This window comes from Flavobacterium sp. IMCC34518 (assembly GCF_027111095.2).
In the GTDB taxonomy this organism is placed as follows: Bacteria; Bacteroidota; Bacteroidia; order Flavobacteriales; family Flavobacteriaceae; genus Flavobacterium; species Flavobacterium praedii.
Genome location: NZ_CP114284.2, coordinates 3,459,050 through 3,478,583 on the forward strand (window position 1 = coordinate 3,459,050; position 19,534 = coordinate 3,478,583).

At 32.0% G+C, this 19,534-nt stretch carries 20 protein-coding genes; 11 read left to right on the forward strand and 9 right to left on the reverse strand.

The features are described from left to right. Window positions 1-125: 125 nt before the first annotated feature. The 7 genes from OZP06_RS14885 (at window position 126) to OZP06_RS14915 (ending at window position 4,418) form a co-directional block, all read left to right on the forward strand. The gene (locus OZP06_RS14885; RefSeq protein WP_269222558.1) at window positions 126-1,040 is read left to right on the forward strand and encodes a phospholipase A; all 915 of its coding nucleotides are present in this window, start codon (window positions 126-128) and stop codon (window positions 1,038-1,040) included. Between the two features lie 77 nt (window positions 1,041-1,117). Next, window positions 1,118-1,423, forward strand: a complete 306-nt coding sequence (locus OZP06_RS14890; protein WP_269222559.1) for a metalloregulator ArsR/SmtB family transcription factor — start codon at window positions 1,118-1,120, stop codon at window positions 1,421-1,423. Between the two features lie 82 nt (window positions 1,424-1,505). After that, entirely contained in the window at window positions 1,506-1,739 is a 234-nt protein-coding gene (locus OZP06_RS14895; RefSeq protein WP_269222560.1) for a thioredoxin family protein, read from the forward strand. A 7-nt stretch (window positions 1,740-1,746) separates the two neighbouring features. Beyond that, on the forward strand, window positions 1,747-2,133 hold the full coding sequence (locus tag OZP06_RS14900) for a rhodanese-like domain-containing protein (RefSeq protein ID WP_269222561.1): 387 nt from the start codon (window positions 1,747-1,749) through the stop codon (window positions 2,131-2,133). Window positions 2,134-2,148: 15 nt separating this feature from the next. Beyond that, a complete protein-coding gene (locus OZP06_RS14905) occupies window positions 2,149-3,123 on the forward strand; it encodes a permease (protein ID WP_269222562.1) in 975 nt (324 codons plus the stop codon). A gap of 172 nt (window positions 3,124-3,295) precedes the next feature. After that, window positions 3,296-3,706, forward strand: a complete 411-nt coding sequence (locus OZP06_RS14910; RefSeq protein ID WP_269222563.1) for a nitrophenyl compound nitroreductase subunit ArsF family protein — start codon at window positions 3,296-3,298, stop codon at window positions 3,704-3,706. A 1-nt stretch (window position 3,707) separates the two neighbouring features. Next, window positions 3,708-4,418, forward strand: a complete 711-nt coding sequence (locus tag OZP06_RS14915; protein ID WP_269222564.1) for an aromatic aminobenezylarsenical efflux permease ArsG family transporter — start codon at window positions 3,708-3,710, stop codon at window positions 4,416-4,418. A 92-nt stretch (window positions 4,419-4,510) separates the two neighbouring features. On the opposite strand, the gene prfB is transcribed toward OZP06_RS14915, so the two are convergent. Continuing rightward, window positions 4,511-5,609, reverse strand: a protein-coding gene (gene prfB / locus OZP06_RS14920) for a peptide chain release factor 2 (RefSeq protein WP_281239989.1) whose coding sequence is annotated in 2 segments (ribosomal slippage) — window positions 4,511-5,545 and window positions 5,547-5,609 — 1,098 coding nt in all. Because the reading frame shifts where the segments join, the coding sequence is not laid out codon by codon here. A 180-nt stretch (window positions 5,610-5,789) separates the two neighbouring features. On the opposite strand from prfB, the gene OZP06_RS14925 reads away from it, so the two are divergent. Then, window positions 5,790-6,815: a GntG family PLP-dependent aldolase gene (locus OZP06_RS14925; protein WP_281239988.1), complete on the forward strand. Its 1,026-nt coding sequence runs from the start codon at window positions 5,790-5,792 to the stop codon at window positions 6,813-6,815. Window positions 6,816-6,987: 172 nt separating this feature from the next. Here OZP06_RS14925 and OZP06_RS14930 read toward each other — a convergent pair whose 3' ends face one another. Next, window positions 6,988-7,308 (reverse strand): YbaB/EbfC family nucleoid-associated protein, encoded by a 321-nt coding sequence (locus OZP06_RS14930; protein WP_269224623.1) that lies wholly within the window; start codon window positions 7,306-7,308, stop codon window positions 6,988-6,990. A gap of 139 nt (window positions 7,309-7,447) precedes the next feature. Between OZP06_RS14930 and OZP06_RS14935 the strand changes: the two genes are divergently transcribed. The 3 genes from OZP06_RS14935 (at window position 7,448) to OZP06_RS14945 (ending at window position 11,999) form a co-directional block, all read left to right on the forward strand. Further along, complete coding sequence (locus tag OZP06_RS14935; protein ID WP_281323922.1) at window positions 7,448-9,508, forward strand: S9 family peptidase; 2,061 nt, start codon at window positions 7,448-7,450, stop codon at window positions 9,506-9,508. Between the two features lie 73 nt (window positions 9,509-9,581). Further along, window positions 9,582-10,622 (forward strand): cysteine synthase family protein, encoded by a 1,041-nt coding sequence (locus OZP06_RS14940; protein ID WP_269222565.1) that lies wholly within the window; start codon window positions 9,582-9,584, stop codon window positions 10,620-10,622. 420 nt (window positions 10,623-11,042) lie between these two features. Further along, window positions 11,043-11,999 (forward strand): LamG domain-containing protein, encoded by a 957-nt coding sequence (locus tag OZP06_RS14945; protein ID WP_269222566.1) that lies wholly within the window; start codon window positions 11,043-11,045, stop codon window positions 11,997-11,999. Between the two features lie 95 nt (window positions 12,000-12,094). On the opposite strand, the gene OZP06_RS14950 is transcribed toward OZP06_RS14945, so the two are convergent. The 7 genes from OZP06_RS14950 to OZP06_RS14980 form a co-directional block, all read right to left on the reverse strand. Continuing rightward, window positions 12,095-12,805: a YebC/PmpR family DNA-binding transcriptional regulator gene (locus tag OZP06_RS14950; RefSeq protein WP_269222567.1), complete on the reverse strand. Its 711-nt coding sequence runs from the start codon at window positions 12,803-12,805 to the stop codon at window positions 12,095-12,097. 88 nt (window positions 12,806-12,893) lie between these two features. Then, window positions 12,894-14,939: a S41 family peptidase gene (locus tag OZP06_RS14955; RefSeq protein WP_281323923.1), complete on the reverse strand. Its 2,046-nt coding sequence runs from the start codon at window positions 14,937-14,939 to the stop codon at window positions 12,894-12,896. A 7-nt stretch (window positions 14,940-14,946) separates the two neighbouring features. Then, on the reverse strand, window positions 14,947-16,029 hold the full coding sequence (gene gcvT / locus OZP06_RS14960) for a glycine cleavage system aminomethyltransferase GcvT (RefSeq protein WP_281323924.1): 1,083 nt from the start codon (window positions 16,027-16,029) through the stop codon (window positions 14,947-14,949). Window positions 16,030-16,409: 380 nt separating this feature from the next. Then, complete coding sequence (gene hemG, locus OZP06_RS14965) at window positions 16,410-16,937, reverse strand: menaquinone-dependent protoporphyrinogen IX dehydrogenase (protein WP_269222571.1); 528 nt, start codon at window positions 16,935-16,937, stop codon at window positions 16,410-16,412. Between the two features lie 519 nt (window positions 16,938-17,456). After that, a complete protein-coding gene (locus OZP06_RS14970) occupies window positions 17,457-18,626 on the reverse strand; it encodes an alginate lyase family protein (protein WP_269222572.1) in 1,170 nt (389 codons plus the stop codon). 86 nt (window positions 18,627-18,712) lie between these two features. After that, window positions 18,713-19,081: a hypothetical protein gene (locus tag OZP06_RS14975; protein WP_269222573.1), complete on the reverse strand. Its 369-nt coding sequence runs from the start codon at window positions 19,079-19,081 to the stop codon at window positions 18,713-18,715. Next, window positions 19,033-19,416, reverse strand: a complete 384-nt coding sequence (locus OZP06_RS14980) for a helix-turn-helix domain-containing protein (RefSeq protein ID WP_269222574.1) — start codon at window positions 19,414-19,416, stop codon at window positions 19,033-19,035. The genes OZP06_RS14975 and OZP06_RS14980 overlap by 49 nt, the downstream gene beginning before the upstream one ends. Window positions 19,417-19,534 lie beyond the last annotated feature (118 nt).

Below are 19,534 nucleotides of genomic sequence, written 5' to 3' on the forward strand. Positions count from 1 at the left end.
TTATAAATTATTCTTATTTTATAAAGGGGATCGAAGAGTAAAATATGTGAATTATGCAATATATTAAACTAAATATATAACAGTTTGGTTTGTAATGGCACTATTTTTATTTAAAATTTAAAACTGTGCAAACACCTATAAAACTATATTTGTTTATATTCCTTTTTCTACTTTTCTATTCTGCATCAAATGCTCAAGTTCAAGCATTGTTTAATGATAAAGTTGAACTAAAAACGATGGTTGCGCGTTGGGAATTAGATTCTACTGCTGCAAGAGGAACTTTTTTGGTAACACCATACAAAGCAATTTATGTTTTGCCATTTGTGTGGACAAGTAATCCAAATGAGCAACCACATTCAGGAAATACCTCGCCAGAATATATTCCGCCAACAAAAGTCGATTATGATGTAGTAGAAATGAAATTTCAATTGAGTTTCAAAACCAAAATTCTACAAGGTTTTTTATGGGGAAAAGCCGATTTATGGGTAGCTTACACTCAAATATCACATTGGCAAATTTATAATGAAAAATTATCTCGTCCATTCCGTGAAATAAATTATGAGCCGGAAATTATATTAAATTTTCCAGTTAAGTTTAATGTTTTTGGTTTTAAAACCAGAATGATTGGCGTCTCGTTTGATCATGAATCTAATGGTAAAGGTTTTCCGTATACAAGAAGTTGGAACCGAGTTATATTGATGACGGGATTTGAACGGAAAAATTGGAATATTTATGTAAGACCTTGGTATGTAATTCCTGAATCCAAAGGTGATAATCCGGATATTTCAAACTACATAGGGAACGCTGACGTAAATATTATTTATTCTAAAAACCGAAGTGTTTATACATTTATTGGAAGTCATAATTTTAGTTTTAATGGTAAAATGAGAGGAAGTTCCACTTTTTCTTGGGCTTATCCTATAAAAGGAAATCTGAGAGGTTATTTGCAGGTTTCACACGGATATGGAAATTCATTGATTGATTATAATCACGATCAAACGACAGTTGGTGTTGGAGTTTCATTAATTGAATGGCAATAAAGAGCATTGATAATCTAGTAAGATATAAATGATTTTTTTTATTTTGTTCGTATATTTGCGAATTGATAAATTAATTGATGGAAAAAAATATAAAAGAAGATTATTTTACAATAGATCAGAAACAAATGGCTCGTTTTGCCAAAGCTTTGGGACATCCCGTTCGTATTGCTATTTTAGAGTTATTGGATACTCAGTCTTGCTGTTATCATGGTGATATGGCCGAAGAATTGCCTATTGCAAAATCTACTTTGTCCCAACATTTGAATGAATTGAAAGACGCTGGTCTTATTCAGGGAGATATTACACCTCCTACGGTTAAATATTGTATAAACAAAGAAAATTGGCTTTTGGCTAAAAAACTCTTTATCTCTTTCTTAAAATAAATTGCTAAAATATTATTCGCAAAAGAACGAATAGTAAAATAATTGTTCGTAATTTTACGAATGATTTGTAAAAGTAAAAACAATGAAAACTATTAAGGTTTTAGGGCCTGGTTGTCCTAAATGTAAAATAACATTTAATAATGCACAAGAAGCGGTTAAACAATTAGGTATTGAAGCTGAAGTAATCAAAATTGAAGATATTGAAGAAATGATGCGGTATAATATCTTGACAACTCCTGTTTTAATGATTGACGAAGTTGTCAAAGTGAAAGGAAGGATTGCGCAGATTGATGAGATTAAAGAATTTTTAAAATAAGAATACAATGGAAAATCAAACTTTAATAAAAGAAATTTGCCCAACCAAAACACTGTTGTGGATTAAAAACGGAGCATTGTTGGTAGATGTTCGAGAACGAGAAGAAGTTGCTCAATTGGCATACAATGTGCCTAATATTGTGAATATCCCACTAACCGAATTCGAAGAACGATTTGCTGAAATTCCAAGGGATAGGGAAGTAGTGGTTGTTTGTAAAAGTGGTGTGCGTAGTTTAAGAGCTGCGGCCTTTTTGATAAATAACGGTTATGACCAAGTAGTTAATATGAAACATGGTATCATTCGCTGGGTACAAAAAGGATTTCCAACTATAGGTGATGCCTCCTCTGTGTTGATTAATGGTAATTCTCATTCTTGTTCGTGCTCTGGTTGTTAATTTAAATAACTTGTTATGTTTGACTGGTTACAAAATTTCGCAGATTGGCTTATTTATTCACTGTTCTCAGTTGAACAACATACCAAATTTGGAGATGCTCTAAATTTCTTTGTTTTTGATACCTTAAAAATTGCTTTATTGCTTTATGTAATCACAACGGTAATGGGTATTGTGAATTCTTATTTTCCAGTCGATAAAGTTCGGAATTTTTTAAGTCGAAATAAATTGTACGGATTAGAATATCTGTTTGCTTCTGCTTTTGGGGTTATCACTCCTTTTTGCTCGTGTTCATCCGTTCCATTATTTATTGGTTTTGTAAAAGGAGGCATTCCACTTGGGATTACTTTTACCTATTTGATTACTGCTCCACTAGTAAATGAAGTGGCAATTGCTATTTTCTTAGGCGCTTTTGGATTTAAGATAACGGCAATCTATGTTATTTCAGGTATCGTTTTAGGGATAATAGGCGGTTTTACTTTAGGTAAATTAAAATTGGAAAAAGAATTATCGCCTTGGGTTCAAAATATAATAGCAAACGCTCAAACAGAAGACGAATTAGAAGAAGATAGGTTAACATTAGTACAACGATTTCCTGCTATTTTAAAAGAAGCTTTTGCTATTGTAAAAGGAGTTTCTCTTTATATTATTATCGGTATTGCCATTGGCGGATTAATGCATGGATTTTTGCCAACAGGTTTTTTTGAGCAATACATTAATAAAGGACAATGGTATGCTGTGCCTTTGGCCGTAATCATTGGTGTTCCGATGTATAGTAATGCTGCAGGTGTTATTCCGGTTGTTCAAGTTTTGGTTGCAAAGGGAGTTCCTCTTGGAACGGCTATTGCCTTTATGATGGGGGTAATTGGCTTATCATTACCAGAAGCAATGCTGCTTAAAAAAGTAATGAATTTAAAAATGATAGCTATTTATTTTGGAACTATTGCCTTCTTTATGATTTTGTCAGGTTATTTATTCAATATAATTTTATAATAGTACTATGGAAAAAATAATTTTCGGAATCGTACTGCTCCATATTATAGTAGGCTTTGGTTGGGTTGTTTATAAACTTCAATTTCAGAAAAAGAAGTCAAACGATGAGTCTAAGAGCAATGAGAATAACAATGACGATAATTAATTCAGCAACATATAAAAACTAATAAAAATGAAAAAGAATATCTTACTGCCTGTTTTTTTAACTTTAATACTTTTGTTTGTAACTGTAAATATAGTTGCTCAAGGTAAAATAGCAGTTACAACAAAAAGCAAAGCTCCTGCAACAATTGAAATTATTCAATTTCATTCGGAACATCGTTGCGTTACTTGTATTAAAATTGAGGAATTAACCCTTGAAACGTTAAAAAGTTTTCCAAATGTTCCTTTTTTATTAGTGAATGTTGATGATAAGAAGAATGAAAAAATAGCTACTCAATTTGAAGCTTCAGGTACGGCGCTATTTCTGTATAATCCTAAAACCCTAAAGAAACAAGATGTCTCAGATTTGGCTTTTATGAATGCAGGCGATAAGGATAAATTTGTCAAAGAGTTGAAGAAAAAAATAGAATCCTTCAAATAACATGGAATGGCTGAATGAGTTGGCGCAAAACAATGATGTACCGCTCTTGGCTGCTTTTGCATTGGGTTTACTTACGGCGGCCAGTCCTTGCCCATTGGCAACAAATATTACTGCTACAGCCTACATTGCCAAAACTGTAAACAGTAAATATAAGGTGATTTTGAGCGGATTGCTGTATACTTTTGGAAGGGTTTTTACCTATACTTCAATTGGAGCTCTTGTTTATTTTGGGCTAAGTAAATTTCAAGTTGCCAAATTACTTCAAGGAAATGGAGAAAAATTCATAGGCCCAATAATGATTGTAATTGGTCTTGTATTGCTGGATGTTATTAAATTGAATTTTTTATCTAATACAAATCTGACCGAAAAATTATCTGAAAAATTTAGGGACCAAGGTGTTTTTGGCTCTTTTCTTTTAGGTGCTTTGTTTGCTTTGGCTTTTTGTCCTTACAGTGGTGCTTTGTTTTTTGGAATGCTTATTCCGATGACACTTTCGGCAAACGAAGGTTTGGCTTTGCCAATTGTATTTGCTTTGGGAACTGGGTTGCCAGTGTTGTTTTTTGCTTTTGTGATTGCCTTTAGTTTGGAGAAATTAGGAAAGTACTTTCATGCTATCCGAAAAGTGGAGAAAGTTATGCGGTTAATTGCTGGATTTACTTTTATAATTACAGGAGTGTATTACATAAATATTTATTTAAAAATTATTGGTTAGTAGTACGATTGTTAAATTGTATTGATAAAAAAATGCCTTTCAGAAGTTTTGAAAGGCATTTTTAATGTTATTTTGTTATACATAGAAGTGATTTATTCCTCTTCGCGCTGTCCCATCATCATGAGGTATGCTTTTAGGAATCCGTCTATGTTTCCGTTCATTACGCTATCAACATCGCTAGTTTCTTGTCCAGTACGAACGTCTTTGACTAGTTTATAAGGTTGCATTACATAATTGCGTATTTGTGAACCCCATTCGATTTTCATCTTTCCAGCTTCGATATCAGAACGTTGCTCTTGCTGCTTTTTTAACTCAATTTCATACAATTGCGAACGTAACATTTGCATCGCTCGATTTCTGTTATCGTGTTGCGAACGCGTTTCGGAGCACTGAATCTGAATTCCGGTTGGTTTGTGTGTCAGTTGTACTTTGGTTTCTACCTTGTTTACATTTTGACCACCAGCACCACTGGAACGAGCCGTAATGATTTCGATATCGGCGGGGTTGATTTCTATTTCAATGGTATCATCAACCAATGGATATACATAAACCGAGGCGAAAGAAGTATGTCTTTTGGCATTACTGTCAAAAGGGGAAATACGAACTAATCGGTGAACTCCATTTTCGCCTTTGAGATATCCAAAAGAATAATCGCCTTCTATTTCTAGGGTGACGGTTTTTATTCCGGCTGCTTCTCCTTTTTGAAAATTCAGTTCCCTGATTTTGTATCCTTCTTTTTCGGCCCACATCATGTACATGCGCATGAGCATTTCGGCCCAATCGCAACTTTCGGTACCACCGGCTCCAGCTGTAATTTGAAGGACAGCACTCAAAGAATCACCTTCTTCCGAAAGCATATTTTTGAATTCTATTGCTTCAATATGAGCTTGAGTTAAATCGTACTGATTATCTAGTTCTTCGGTAGTTAGCTCTCCTTCTTTGTAAAAGTCATAAGCAAGTTGCAACTCGTCTGTCATATCGACAGCTTTGTTGTAATCTTCGATCCATTTCTTTTTACCTCTTAGGTTTTTTACAATGTTTTCGGCTTCTTTTGCATTGTTCCAAAAGTCGGGAGCAAAAGTCTTCTCTTCTTCGTTGGCTATTTCGATAAGTTTGGCATCAACGTCAAAGATACCTCCTCAACGCACCAAGGCGCTCCACAATACCTTTAATTTGTTCGGTAGTTGTCATAAATTTATAGTAATTTTGTTTCGAAAATTATTGGGTTAGCACTTTTTTAGCCCTGATAGTAGTGAAAATCCTTTTCTATTTTTTTCTTTAAAAAATAGAAAAGATTGTAACGAATAGCAGGATTAGCTTCTAATAATTTCATTAGTTTTGAATGCAAAAATAGGATTTAGTTTTTAGATTATGGAAATAAATTTGATTAGCGATACGATTACTAAGCCATCGGTTGAAATGTTGCAATACATGTTTAATGCCGAAGTGGGGGACGATGTGTACAAGCAAGATCCTACGGTAATAGCTCTTGAAGCACGATTGGCGGCGATGTTTGGTATGGAAGCGGGGCTTTTTTTTCCATCTGGAACTATGGCGAATCAAACGGCGATTAAGTTGCATACGCAGCCAGGAGAGCAGTTAATTGCTGACAAATATGCGCATGTGTATCATTATGAAGGAGGCGGTGTTTCGTTTAACAGTGGCGTTTCATGTTGTTTGCTAGACGGAAATCGAGGAATGATTACAGCCGAGCAAGTGGCTGGGGCGATAAATGATCCTGAGTTTTATCACAGTCCCTTGACGAGTTTGGTGTGTGTAGAAAATACCACGAATAAAGGCGGTGGAGCTTGTTATGATCTGGAAGAATTAAAGAAAATAAAAGCGGTTTGTGTTGCCAATAATTTAAAATACCATTTGGATGGTGCCCGAATTTGGAATGCAATTGTGGCCAAAAAACAACATCCGAGGGAATTTGGAGCCTTGTTTGATACGATTTCGGTTTGTTTGTCCAAAGGATTGGGAGCGCCTATTGGGTCAGTTCTTTTGTCGGATAAAAAGACTATTCATAGAGCCTTGCGTATCCGAAAAATATTGGGTGGCGGTATGCGTCAGGTTGGGTATCTTGCTGCGGCAGGAAATTTTGCTTTGGATAATAATATTGCCAAGTTGGTTGATGATCACAGAAGGGCGAGAGAAATTGCCGAAGTTTTGTCGCGCCAACTTTGGATAGGAAAAATCGAGCCAGTAGAAACGAATATCTTAATTTTTTCACTTCGCGAAGGCTTGAATGAAAAAGTTTTTATAGAAAAATTAAAAGAGAAAAACATACTAATTAGCGCATTAGGGCATGGAAAACTCCGAATAGTGACACATCTGGATTATAAGGAAGTGATGCACACTTATGTTTTGGAAACCTTGCAGAAGATTGTTTTCTAGAAAGTTTAAAGTTGTTTTAGACGTTTTCATAAAATACGAATAATTGTTTATTATAAAATTCAAAGCCCAGATTCTGATACAGGATCTGGGCTTTGTTTACTTAAAGAGCATTCATTTTTTGCTATAAAACGGATTTAAACTTTAAACTATTTTAAACAAACTAAACCCCTTTTTACTTAAACATATCTTCCATTCCCGGAATCATTGGCATGTCCATTTTGGTAACGGCGTCCAATTCAGATTGATTGATTTTTGCTGCTTTTTCAATGGCTTTGTTCAAAACTAAAATCAAGTAATCTTCCAGTTGTTCTTTGTCTTCCAATAATGAATCATCGATTGTGATTGATTTTATTTTGGTATTGGCAGTCAAAGTCACTTTTAATAAATTGTCAGTACTTTGTTCGTCAATTAGTACGTTGTCTAAACGTTTTTTAGTATCTTCGATTTTCTGTTGGGTTTCTCTAAGTTTACCCATCATTCCCATTAAATCCATTTTGATGATTTTTAAATTATTGAAAAGCAAAATTACTGAATTTGAAGCTTATTTACGTTAAATAAGATAAAAAACGAATTCGTTTTAAAATCGCTTTGTGTTATTTTTGCATTTTAAATATTAAAACCACTCGCAAACAATGCCAGAAAATAGTTCAACTCCAGTCGCTAAAATAATCCCTAAGAAATTAAAGAAGTTTGGTGAAGTAAGAATCGATAATTATTTTTGGTTAAACGACCGAGAAAACCCTGAGGTTATTGATTATTTGAATCAAGAAAATGCTTATTACCAAGAACAAACGGCTCATACCAAAGATTTTCAAGCTGCCCTTTTTGAAGAGATGAAAAGCCGAATAAAGGAAGATGACCAGTCGGTTCCTTATTTGTATAATGGGTATTATTACATTACCCGTTTTGAAAAAGGGCAAGATTACCCTATTTATTCCCGAAAAAAAGAAAGCCTTTCGGCAAATGAAGAAATACTATTCAATTGCAATGAAATGGCTAAGGGTATGCCTTATTTTCAATTAGGAGCTTTGAGTATTAGTCCAGATAATAAGTTGGCTTTGTTTAGTTATGATATTGTTGGGAGACGCATTTATACTATTCAAGTAAAAAACATAGAAACCAACGAAATTTTAGAGGATAAAATAGAAAATGTTACTGGAAGTGCGGTTTGGGCAAATGATAATAAAACTATTTTTTACTCGGATCAGGATGAAAAGACTTTGCGTTCGGATAAAATTTTTAAACATAAATTAGGTTTAAAACAAGCAGATGATGTGTTAGTTTATTTTGAAAAAGACGAAACGTTTAATGTGGAAATTGCGAAGTCCAAATCTAGAAAATACTTGGCTATAGAATCGGGGAGTACCCTTACTACAGAATACCAAATTCTGGATGCGGATGATCCTGATGGAGAGTTTAAGATTTTCCAAAAACGCGTTCGAGGATTGGAATACAGCATCAATCATTATGGGGATAGTTTTTATATTATGACCAATAAAGATAAGGCCGAGAATTTTAAATTGATGAAAACTTCGGTAAACAAAACTTCAAAAGCCAATTGGGTTGAAGTTATTGCGCACAGAAAAGATGTTTTATTGGAAGATATTGAGATTTTTAAGGACTTTTTGGTTGTAGAAGAAAGAGAAAATGGTTTGAATAAAATACGAATTATGCCTTGGAGTGGAGAAGGGGAGTATTACCTTCCTTTTGAAAGTGAAACGTATACGGCATATACAAGTTCAAATGTTGATTTTGACACCGATATTTTGCGTTATGGATACCAATCTATGACTACACCTTCATCGATTATTGATTTTAATATGAAGACAAAAGTCAAAGAGGTAAAGAAGGAACAACAAGTTTTGGGTGGAAAATTTGATAAAAATAATTATACCGAAGAAAGGGTTTGGGCTACAGCTGCGGATGGTGTTAAAATACCTATTTCGATGGTGTATAAGAAGGGTTTGAAGAATGATGGTACTAATCCTTTGCTTCAATATGCTTATGGCTCTTATGGACATTCTATGGATGCTACGTTTTCATCGACACGATTGACTTTGTTGGATAGAGGGTTTATTTTTGCCATTGCACACATACGCGGAGGTGAAGATTTGGGAAGGCAATGGTATGAGGATGGAAAGTTGTTGAAAAAGATAAATACATTTACTGATTTTATAGATTGTTCGAAGTTTTTAATTGCTGAAAAATACACTTCACCTAAGCATTTATATGCCGAAGGCGGTTCTGCCGGTGGTTTATTAATGGGAGTTGTTGTAAATATGGCGCCTGAATTATATAATGGAATTATTGCACAAGTCGCTTTTGTGGATGTTATAACCACAATGCTTGATGATAGTATTCCGCTTACGACCGGAGAATATGATGAATGGGGGAATCCTAATATTCGAAAATACTATGATTATATGTTGTCCTATTCTCCTTACGATAATATTTTGTCTCAAAAATATCCAAATATGTATGTGTCAACAGGTCTTCATGATTCTCAGGTACAGTACTGGGAACCAGCTAAATGGGTAGCTAAATTACGTGCTTTAAAAACCGATAATAATCTCTTGTTTTTGGATACCAATATGGATGCAGGACATGGTGGAGCATCTGGTCGCTTTGAAGCTATCAAGGAATTGGCAAAAGAGTATAGTTTTTTATTAGATTTAGAGAAAATTGAAAACTAATTAGATTTTTTTTGTTAGATTTGCATGATATCGGGGTTAATTAAAAAAAAGCTCTTAGATAAACTATTTTTTTATGAAAGAAGAAATAAATGCTTATAATAATATTTTAGAATTAATAGGTAATACTCCACTTATTAAACTAAATAGTGTAACTGAGAATTTAAAGGGAAACTTCTACGCAAAGGTAGAATCCTTCAATCCAGGACATTCTTCCAAAGATAGAATTGCTTTATACATTATTGAAGAAGCAGAAAAGCGTGGAATTTTATCTCCAGGTGATACCATAATCGAAACAACTTCTGGTAATACAGGTTTTAGTTTGGCAATGGTTAGCATCATTAAAGGATACAATTGTATTCTTGCAGTGAGTTCAAAATCTTCAAAAGATAAGATTGATATGCTGAGGAGCTTGGGGGCCAAAGTTTATGTTTGCCCTGCTCATGTGTCTGCAGATGATGATCGTTCTTATTATAATGTTGCAAAACGTTTGCACGAAGAGACCAAAGGCTCGATTTACATCAATCAATATTTTAATCAATTAAATGTTGATGCTCATTATAAGTCGACTGGACCAGAAATTTGGAAACAAACCAATGGTAAAATCACTCATCTTGTTGCTTGTAGCGGAACTGGAGGAACAATTTCTGGGACGGCAAAATATTTAAAAGAACAAAATCCAAACATTAGAATATTAGGTGTTGATGCTTTTGGTTCGGTTTTGAAAAAATACCATGAGACCAGAGAATTTGATAATGATGAAATTTATCCTTACAGAATTGAAGGTTTAGGAAAAAATTTGATTCCATCTGCGACTGATTTTGATATCATAGATAAATTCATGAAAGTTTCTGATGAGGAAAGTGCCCACTCTGCAAGAGAGGTGACTAGAAAAGAAGGGTTATTTGTGGGGTATACTTCTGGAGCTGTAATGCAAGCAATTAAACAATATGCTGAAGAGGGTGAATTTGATGATAAAAGTAATGTGGTTGCCATTTTTCCTGATCATGGATCTCGTTATATGAGTAAAGTGTTTAGTGATGAATGGATGAATGATCAAGGTTTTTTTGATAGTATAAACGAAGAAGAAGAACAAAAAATTGAGTTTATAAAATAGATAACACTCAATTTATATATATAATAAAAAAAACTCCAGAGAAATCTGGAGTTTTTTTTGCTTTCATAATTATTATAAAGAGCAACCTAACCATGGCTACTATAATTGACTTTTAATAAGAATGAATCTAATGTTTTGACTGTTAGGTTTATATTTAAAATTGTATTTTTTTATTAAAGTTTGAATTAAATTAAAATATTGAGGTTAAAATATTATTGATTATTTTGTTAAATCAATGTGTATTTAATGTTGCTATCTGTTGAACTGCATATAATATTGAATAAAAAATATATTTTTTGTAAATTAATCGATTATCTGTGTTGTTTATCGAGAAGTTTAGGTTTTAGTATTCAAGTAGTGTTAAATTTGATAAAAGTAAATAAAGCCACATTGTTTATTTCAAATTTAATCCCAATTCATATGATAAAAAATATACTTTTAATTGCATTTATAATAACTTTTCAGATAAATGCACAAACAAAACCTATTGAAGAATTTAATTTTAATGGTAACCGAAGTAATACGGAAAATAGTAATTCATTTCTAGGTATTTCTAAATTTGTAGCTGATAGGGTTGGTAATGCTAATAATGCTATTCGAATTGTAAATAGTCCTATGGAGATTACTATTCCTAATTTGCCTGTTTCAAATAAAGCCAGATCGGTTTCTGTTTGGGTAAAATATAATGATATTTCTATACCAAATTATATTTGGGGCTATGGATCTTCTTTTAATGCGCAATATTTTGGTTTAGTTCAGCAAAGTACTTTAACAGCAAAATCGGATCTGAATCTTGCGAGTTGGGGGCCAGCAAATGATGCTATTGTTACTACTACTATCGCAATAAATACTTGGTATAATTATACGGTTACTTTTGATGGTTTGACTTCTAAAATTTATAGAAATGGTACCTTGATTCGATCTTCGATTACCCCTAGGAAATTAACTTCAGGGAATGTTTTTACAATTGGTAAAATGGGTACATCAGTTAGTATTAATGCTGATATAGATGATTTGAAAATTTATGATGTAGCATTGTCGCCAGAAGAAGTATTAAATGTTTATGAATATAGTTCTGTTCTAGCTCCAAATGACGTTGTAGAAAAGATTGCTTCAATAACTACGGTTAATAAGATAGCTGATGTGAAAACAGGTAGTTCTACAAAGACTACAGCAACAAAACAAGAAATAATTTTAGCTACACCAGTAGAAACAGTAGTCGTAAAATCATCAGAAATTTTTTCTACTCAAGGTCAAAAAGTAATTTCAAGTAATAAAAATGATATTGATATTAGTGCACTTCCTGAAGGGACATATTTGCTAAAAGTGACGAATTTGAACCAGAATGAAAATGCTAAAAAATTAACAGTCAAATAAGTTTTAAATATATTTATAAAGTGTCATTTTGTATTTCGATATAAAACAAAAAAAGCTCTAGAATTCTAGAGCTTTTTTTGTTTTAAATTTGGTTTTTATTCTTCCATGGTATGATAAACGTTCATGACATCTTCATCTTCTTCCATTTTTTCTATCAACTTTTCTACGTCAGCCATTTCAGCTTCGGTTAATTTTTTAGTGATTTGTGGGATTCTTTCAAAACCAGAGGATAATATTTCTAATTTTCTGCTTTCTAGTTCTTTTTGAATAGTTCCAAAGCTTCCAAAAGGAGCATAGATTAGAATGCCATCTTCGTCTTCGAAAACTTCTTCAGCACCGAAATCAATGAGTTCTAATTCTAATTCTTCTGGATCAATACCTTCTTTAGGTATTCTGAAATTACAGGTATGGTCAAACATAAATTCTACTGAACCCTGAGTTCCCATAGTTCCATTACATTTGTTGAAATAACTTCTAACATTGGCAACTGTTCTGTTGTTGTTGTCAGTAGCAGTTTCAATCAAAAGGGCTATTCCGTGTGGAGCATAGCCTTCAAATAATACTTCTTTATAATTAGCTGTATCTTTATCAGTAGCTTTTTTTATGGCACGTTCGACATTATCTTTCGGCATATTTGCAGCCTTGGCATTTTGAATGACAGCTCTTAATCTTGAATTTGCCTCAGGATTTGGACCACCTTCTTTAACCGCCATTACAATATCTTTACCAATTCTAGTAAAGGCTTTGGCCATTGCTGACCATCTTTTCATTTTTCTACCTTTTCGGAATTCAAATGCTCTTCCCATTTCTTATTGTTATTTTGAATTGCAAAAATACAGCTATTCCTTATTTTTCCAAAAGGCTATGGATAATCTTTTGTGAAATAGTGTATAATTATTTTGTTTTATTTTGTTTTACAGTTTTGTAATCGGCAATTATGGATATCGCTTCATTAAGATAGTGATTGGATCTTAAGTTATCGAGTTGAATTTTATTGTATACTATTAATGATGGATAAATGAGTAATAATGATTTGTTGTATTCAGAATTGGTAACATTCAAATTCAATTCATCCGTTTTAAAGTTGTTTATTTCTTCTGATAAATTTGATAAATTGTTTTGGTTATCAAAAATAGCATCCAAGGTCATTGGAATTTCAATTTTTGATTTTTTTAACACAGAATCAATTTTTGAATTAAAAGTTTTAATCGAGTTAAAATACGAGTTTTGAGCAATTCTATCCCTACTTTTTTGAGCGAGTGATTCTATTAATTGGTCGCTTACATAAGGTGTAAAACGAACACGTGTGTTTAAACTGTCATTTTTTAAAGCCGTTGGAAATTCACTTTCTTTCTGTAAAACATCCTGATAAATAGTGGGAATTTGTACATCAGGAATAACTCCAACTGCTTGATGACTTTTTCCTGTAATTCTATAGAATTTACTAATTGTTAGTTTTATATAATGATCGAAATCGCCTTTTTCAAGTGGTTCAATAGTTTGCATTGTTGCTTTACCAAGTGAAGTACTTCCAATCAAAAGTGCTCTGTTGTAATCTTGCATTATTGAAGCAAAAAACTCGCTTGCAGAAGCTGAATTTCCATTGATAATTATCACAATTGGACCTTTGTAAATAACACCTTTGTAGGGGTCATTAATAACGGAGAGTCTTTTTTTGTTATCAACAACTATTGATATTGGACCATAATCTATAAAAAGTCCTGCTAACTTTACGGCCTCTTCCATCGATCCGCCACCGTTATCTGTTAAATCAAGTACCATTCCCTTGATATTGTCTTTCATTAACTTGATGGTTTCTTTGGCGACATCTTGAGCACAACCTTTGGAACTTTCGCCTTCAAAATCAGAATAGAAACTTGGTATTTTTATATATCCTATTTTATTTTCATTTTCGATAATAAAACTATAAACGGTATTTTCCTCATCTTTTAAAATTTGTTTTTGAATACTCACTTTAAAACTCTTACCTGAATTTCTTTTTATAGTTAGTGTTATAAGAGTATTTGATTCTGATGCCATTAAAGCCGCAATAGCTTCAATAGAATAACAAGATACTTCCAATGTCTCTTTTTGATTGGAAATAGCAATAATTTGATCTCCTTTTTTTATTTTTCCAGTTTTAAAAGCAGGACCATTAGGGTCAATTTCCTCAATTATTATTTCATTTTTGTCGTTTAGTGTTACATTTAATCCTAATGAAAGTTTTTCTTTGGAAAGAGTGGATACAAAACTAGATTTGGTATCATTACTAAAGAAATTAGTATGTGGGTCAAAATATTCACAAAAGATATTAAAAAGATTGTCTTCAAAAGATTTATCATTAGATAGTAAAGCGTTGGTTTTGCATAGGTTATTGTCTATGATTGTTTTTTTTGATTTTAAACTCATCGAATTAAAATTGAGTTTAAGTGAATCTAAATTTTTACTTTTACTTGAAATATCATTGAATATTTCATATCTAATTTTTTTATTCCAAGCTTTTTCTACATCTTTTTCTTTTAGGTAAAAACTAAAACTTTTTTGCTTGAATCTAATGGTATCTAATGTGTCAAAATTAATAGTTCGGATTTTAAGTTTTTCCAATACAATCTGATTTCTTAAAAGCCCTTTTCTATATTCTTTTTTTATAGCATCTATAAATGAACAATCTTTATTCAATAAAAGATTGTCAATTTGTAGGCGGTATTTTTTTGAAAGAGAATCCGCTTGAGATTTTAAAAAAATGTTTCTGGAAGAATCTAAATTACGCAAGAGTTCATCAAAAACATAAGCCGATAAACTGTCGTCTACCGGCTTTGGATTAAAATGCTCTTTTTGTAGCAAATTATTTATTTTGAATAAAATTTCACAATCAGTATCGCTATTTTGAGCTAATAGAGAAAATGTTAAAAACAGAAATACTAGTGTGAATTTCTTCATTGATTGGTTATTTTTTATAAAAAGGTAGTTTTACTACTTTTGCAGGAACATCATTTTTTCTAATTCGGATATAAATGTCACTATCAATAGTACTGTTTGCTGTTGTAACATAACCTAATCCAATTCCTTTATTCATTGATGGTGACATTGTTCCAGAGGTTACAATACCAATCACTTCTCCAGAAGCATTTACAATTTCATAGTCATGTCTAGGAACAGCTCGTTCTTGCATTTCGAAAGCTACTAATTTTTTAGAAATGCCTTTTTCTTTTTGTTTTTTTAAATTATCAGAATTGGTGAAATCTTTATTGAATTTTGTAATCCATCCTAATCCAGCTTCAAGTGGTGAAGTCGAATCATTTATATCATTGCCATACAAACAAAATCCCATCTCTAAACGCAAAGTATCACGTGCAGCTAATCCAATTGGTTTTATTCCGTATGCAGATCCTGCTTCGAAAACTTTGTTCCAAATTGTTTCTACTTCTGAATTTTTGCAATAAATTTCAAATCCGCCTGAACCTGTATAACCAGTTGCTGAAATAATGACATTTTCAAAACCTGCAAAATCTGCTACTTCAAAGTGATAATAAGCAATTGTAGATAAATCAATAGATGATAATGTTTGCATTGCTTCGACCGCTTTTGGTCCTTGAATGGCCAATAATGAATATTCATCTGAAAGGTTTCTCATTTCTACACCTAAATCATTATGAGATGAAATCCAATTCCAGTCTTTTTCAATATTGGAAGCGTTTACGACTAGTAAATATTGTTCTTCTTTTATTTTATAAACAATTAAGTCATCTACAATTCCACCTTCATTATTTGGTAAACAAGAATATTGCGCTCTTCCAATTGTCAATGTATTTGCATCATTTGAAGTTACTTTTTGTATAAGAGCCAAAGCATTTGGACCCGAAAGTAAAAATTCGCCCATGTGAGACACATCAAAAACACCTACAGAATTACGAACCGTTTCATGTTCAGCATTTACACCTTCATAAAGAATAGGCATATTGTAACCCGCAAACGGTAGCATTTTCGCTCCTAAACCCTCATGTATGTGCGTTAAAGCAGTATTTTTCATTGTCTTTTTTATAATAATTATTAAAGTGCTAATTTATAGTTTTTATTTTGTGTGACAAAGTCAATAAACATTGAAATTTAATTATATCTAAAGACCTTATTTGGGTATTTTGAAAAGAGTTTAGTTTTGTAAAAACGAGTAACTTTAAAGCCTAAATAATTTATGTTCTTTTTATTTATTTCTAAAATGGAACAAAAAAAACGAATTCTTTTTAGTATTCTTATTTATGAAAAGTGTACTATGTCCTTTATAACAAGATGCGTTTTTTTTTGCTTTATATTTAAAAAATTTAGGAAGGCAAAGTGAAATATGATATAATTGATCGGATCTTACTTTTTGTTATTTATGGTAGATTAATTTATCTATTTGCTATTCGAATTTTAAATTTCTGCAAACTCTTTTGCAAATTCCTCTACTTTGTCCCAATTTGTATATTCTATAACTGTGTTTGAATTGGTAGGTCCTTTTGTAATTAGCATTATTAATTGTATTAAAATTCTATCCGTAAAACTATAAAGTTTATAATCTAATTTTCCTGGAAAAACAGCGACAATTGTAGGTTTCCATTCTATTGAATTTAAAAATTTTTTTACATAAGGATTTGTGTCTGCTTTGCTTTTTTCAACTTTTCTGGCGACTAAATTTACAGAAATAAATGCTGCTTTTTTAGAATTTAAAAGTTTAAAATTTTCATTTATAAGATTTACTATTTGCTGGTTATGTTTTCCATATCTTATACTTGATGCAATAATGATTTTGTCAAATTCTGTGATTTTATGGTTAAAATTATTAATCGAAATTTTTTCGACAATTTGATTTTTTAAAATTAAAATATTCTCTATGTAATCACAAATTCTTTTGGTCATACCATCTACAGATGAATAAATAATAATTGTTTTTGTTTGCATTTTAGATCTATAGTTAATTATTAAATCTTTCTATTTTTGGTTTTGACAGAGTAAATTGCTGTTGAATAATCCTTTCAAAGGGTACGTTTGGTACTAATTTAAGTCAATTTTTTGGATTTGCCAAATCATCCTAGATATAAAAAGATCTTTAAATTGTGGCAATAATTTTAATTGCTCCACATTGCTGTTTTTTGCCATGATTTCATTTTATCATTAAGTTATAGTTAATCAGTTTGTTGTATTTTGTGTTTAAAACTTTATATAAAAGTTGACGAAATACTTTATTAGGGACTCTTTTTGCTTTTAAAATCAATAATGTGTTTTTAATCTTACCGATATACTCCCAAAAAAAAAACAAATCAAATATTACCATCTTTAAACATTTATGGATTGAAGTTTGATTCGTATGGAATTTTGTATGATTTTCATATAAAGTTGCACAAAAAGCCAAAACGCTCTACAATCTTTAGCTTACCATTGAAATCCTTAATACATTAAGGCGTGTTAGTGTTTCAATTGTTAATTTTCTTGAATATTTGCGTGGGTTAGTGTCTCATAAAATATATTCCAATCTGACTTAGTATTTGGGTTTCGAATTTGGGTTTCGAGTAATTGCTTGGTATAGGGCAACTCAATACCCATACGGTTATGATAATGATTATATCCAATCTCCCATGTATCAAATAATTCTGTAGTTGTAGCATTATTAGTACACATTTCTTGCATTGAACCAGTTAGAACTTGTTTCGCCATTAGTTCCATAGTTGCAATGTAACGTTTTTCATTTTTCTTGTAAATATCTATCCTTTGATGCCAAGCAACTTCGGCAGTTGCTAATGCAGCAGCCATCGCAAATTGTGCGTGATGATTGTTGTCACGACAGGTTTCTTGAGTTAAGCCATCTTTAATAATTTGGGGTTTATACCAATCGTTTGGAAAAGTTCGAGTTGCATAGTTTCTTGAGGAAACGGGATCTGAGGTAAGGTAAAAGTAAGATGGGTTTCTTTTCTCTAGTCTATCAAGTGCGATATTAAATTCTTTTTCATCTTCTAAGAAAACAGCAATACTTATCATTGCATAAATCTGTGTTAAATCTTCATTTCCGTTCCAAGTATTTAACAGATTTAAATTAGGATAAAATTTTGTCCTGAACATAGTTTTAACATTCTCAATATCTTCGGAAGACCATCCTGGATATATTCTCAATATTTCTGCAGCTGGACCCAAAATAGATCCAATCCAAGCACAATCTAGTTGGCTTTGATTGGTTGCTTCATTCAGTGGGTAAGCATAACGATAACCTTCAAAAGTAGATGACCATGTCTTGAAAACTTTAATTGCTTGCTCTGCATAAGCTGCATTGTCAGTAAAGTACCAAGCAAGAGCATTTGCATAAGCTAATTTTGCATCTTCTTTTTGATCATTTTCATTTACTTTACCTAAATCTTTCGGGGCAGAAGTTTTGGTGTAACCATTTTTGATTTCAAATTGAATCATATTATGAAATTCACTTTTCCAAGGTTCTTTGCCAGCTTTAATCTGTTTTTTTACAAAATCAAGCTCCTTTTTACTTTCAGCAGCGCCAGGGTGAACCCAAATTCCAGAATGAATAAATGGCTGTGCGTATGAAGTTGTTATTCCGATACTTAAAATTGAAAGGAATAGTATAATTTTCTTTTTATATAACATGGTCTTTTCTATTTTATATAAACATAAATATTTTGATTGAAATCATAACTTTAATTAAAATACATTAGTAACTCGCAAGCTATTTTTTAGGAACAATTGTTGTTAGGAGACTTGTAATAGAAGTGTTTAGAGTCGGTTGTGATATGAAAATGTTTGGTTCTCTTGATGAATAATCCTCTAACTCTGAGCAAGTCAAAAAGCGCATCCCTTCCCATTTTTATGTTGTTTTGAAAAAGCTTTTCTTTTAAGTGATCTAAGAGTTTTCTTGTTCCTGTTCCTGGCATTCTTTCGCGTATTTCCAATACAAAATCGATTACAGTGTTATTGCGTATTTCTTTGATTTTATAGGATTCAATTCTTTGATAATAAGCTTGTTTACTTATCCCGATTGATTCGTAAATCCATTTTATTTTAAAAGCTTTTTCTTCTTTTTCTGAATTTCGTTTGCTAACCAATCGGGCAAGTACTTTTTTGAAAGTTCCTCCCCAGTAACGGACTCAAATTCAATGATTACCTCTTGTTGAAATGCTTTAATTCCTTCTAAATCTTCTATTTTACTTTTTAGCATACGAATTTCATCGTCTTTACTAATAGATTTATTGGTTTGCTCGTAATTGGTTAGTTTCTTCATCCAGTATTCGATTGTGCTTTTAGAAATATCGTATTTTTTAGAAGCGTAATTTAAAGAAATTTGCCCATTGTTGATTTGTTGAATTACAGAAAGTTTGTATTCAAAACTTACTTGTTTGCCGTTTCTTCTTCGGACAGGCTGATTTTCGGGTGTTTCCATTGGTTGCTAAAGGTGTTTAATTTTTAGTCAACCTATTTTAGGACGTCGCATGCGGTACACTATCCGCTAACGTCAGTCTGTGAAAAAACCTCCGTTTGCTTACGAACAAATATAGCAA

Excerpts from the sequence above, each read along its gene's own strand:
- OZP06_RS14890 (WP_269222559.1), top strand. The coding sequence starts at position 1,118 with ATGGAAAAAAATATAAAAGAAGATTATTTTACAATAGATCAGAAACAA.
- OZP06_RS14895 (WP_269222560.1), top strand. The coding sequence starts at position 1,506 with ATGAAAACTATTAAGGTTTTAGGGCCTGGTTGTCCTAAATGTAAAATA.
- OZP06_RS14900 (WP_269222561.1), top strand. The coding sequence starts at position 1,747 with ATGGAAAATCAAACTTTAATAAAAGAAATTTGCCCAACCAAAACACTG.
- OZP06_RS14905 (WP_269222562.1), top strand. The coding sequence starts at position 2,149 with ATGTTTGACTGGTTACAAAATTTCGCAGATTGGCTTATTTATTCACTG.
- OZP06_RS14910 (WP_269222563.1), top strand. The coding sequence starts at position 3,296 with ATGAAAAAGAATATCTTACTGCCTGTTTTTTTAACTTTAATACTTTTG.
- OZP06_RS14915 (WP_269222564.1), top strand. The coding sequence starts at position 3,708 with ATGGAATGGCTGAATGAGTTGGCGCAAAACAATGATGTACCGCTCTTG.
- OZP06_RS14925 (WP_281239988.1), top strand. The coding sequence starts at position 5,790 with ATGGAAATAAATTTGATTAGCGATACGATTACTAAGCCATCGGTTGAA.
- OZP06_RS14930 (WP_269224623.1), bottom strand. The coding sequence starts at position 7,308 with ATGGATTTAATGGGAATGATGGGTAAACTTAGAGAAACCCAACAGAAA.
- OZP06_RS14935 (WP_281323922.1), top strand. The coding sequence starts at position 7,448 with ATGCCAGAAAATAGTTCAACTCCAGTCGCTAAAATAATCCCTAAGAAA.
- OZP06_RS14940 (WP_269222565.1), top strand. The coding sequence starts at position 9,582 with ATGAAAGAAGAAATAAATGCTTATAATAATATTTTAGAATTAATAGGT.
- OZP06_RS14945 (WP_269222566.1), top strand. The coding sequence starts at position 11,043 with ATGATAAAAAATATACTTTTAATTGCATTTATAATAACTTTTCAGATA.
- OZP06_RS14950 (WP_269222567.1), bottom strand. The coding sequence starts at position 12,805 with ATGGGAAGAGCATTTGAATTCCGAAAAGGTAGAAAAATGAAAAGATGG.
- OZP06_RS14955 (WP_281323923.1), bottom strand. The coding sequence starts at position 14,939 with ATGAAGAAATTCACACTAGTATTTCTGTTTTTAACATTTTCTCTATTA.
- gcvT (WP_281323924.1), bottom strand. The coding sequence starts at position 16,029 with ATGAAAAATACTGCTTTAACGCACATACATGAGGGTTTAGGAGCGAAA.
- hemG (WP_269222571.1), bottom strand. The coding sequence starts at position 16,937 with ATGCAAACAAAAACAATTATTATTTATTCATCTGTAGATGGTATGACC.
- OZP06_RS14970 (WP_269222572.1), bottom strand. The coding sequence starts at position 18,626 with ATGTTATATAAAAAGAAAATTATACTATTCCTTTCAATTTTAAGTATC.
- OZP06_RS14980 (WP_269222574.1), bottom strand. The coding sequence starts at position 19,416 with ATGGAAACACCCGAAAATCAGCCTGTCCGAAGAAGAAACGGCAAACAA.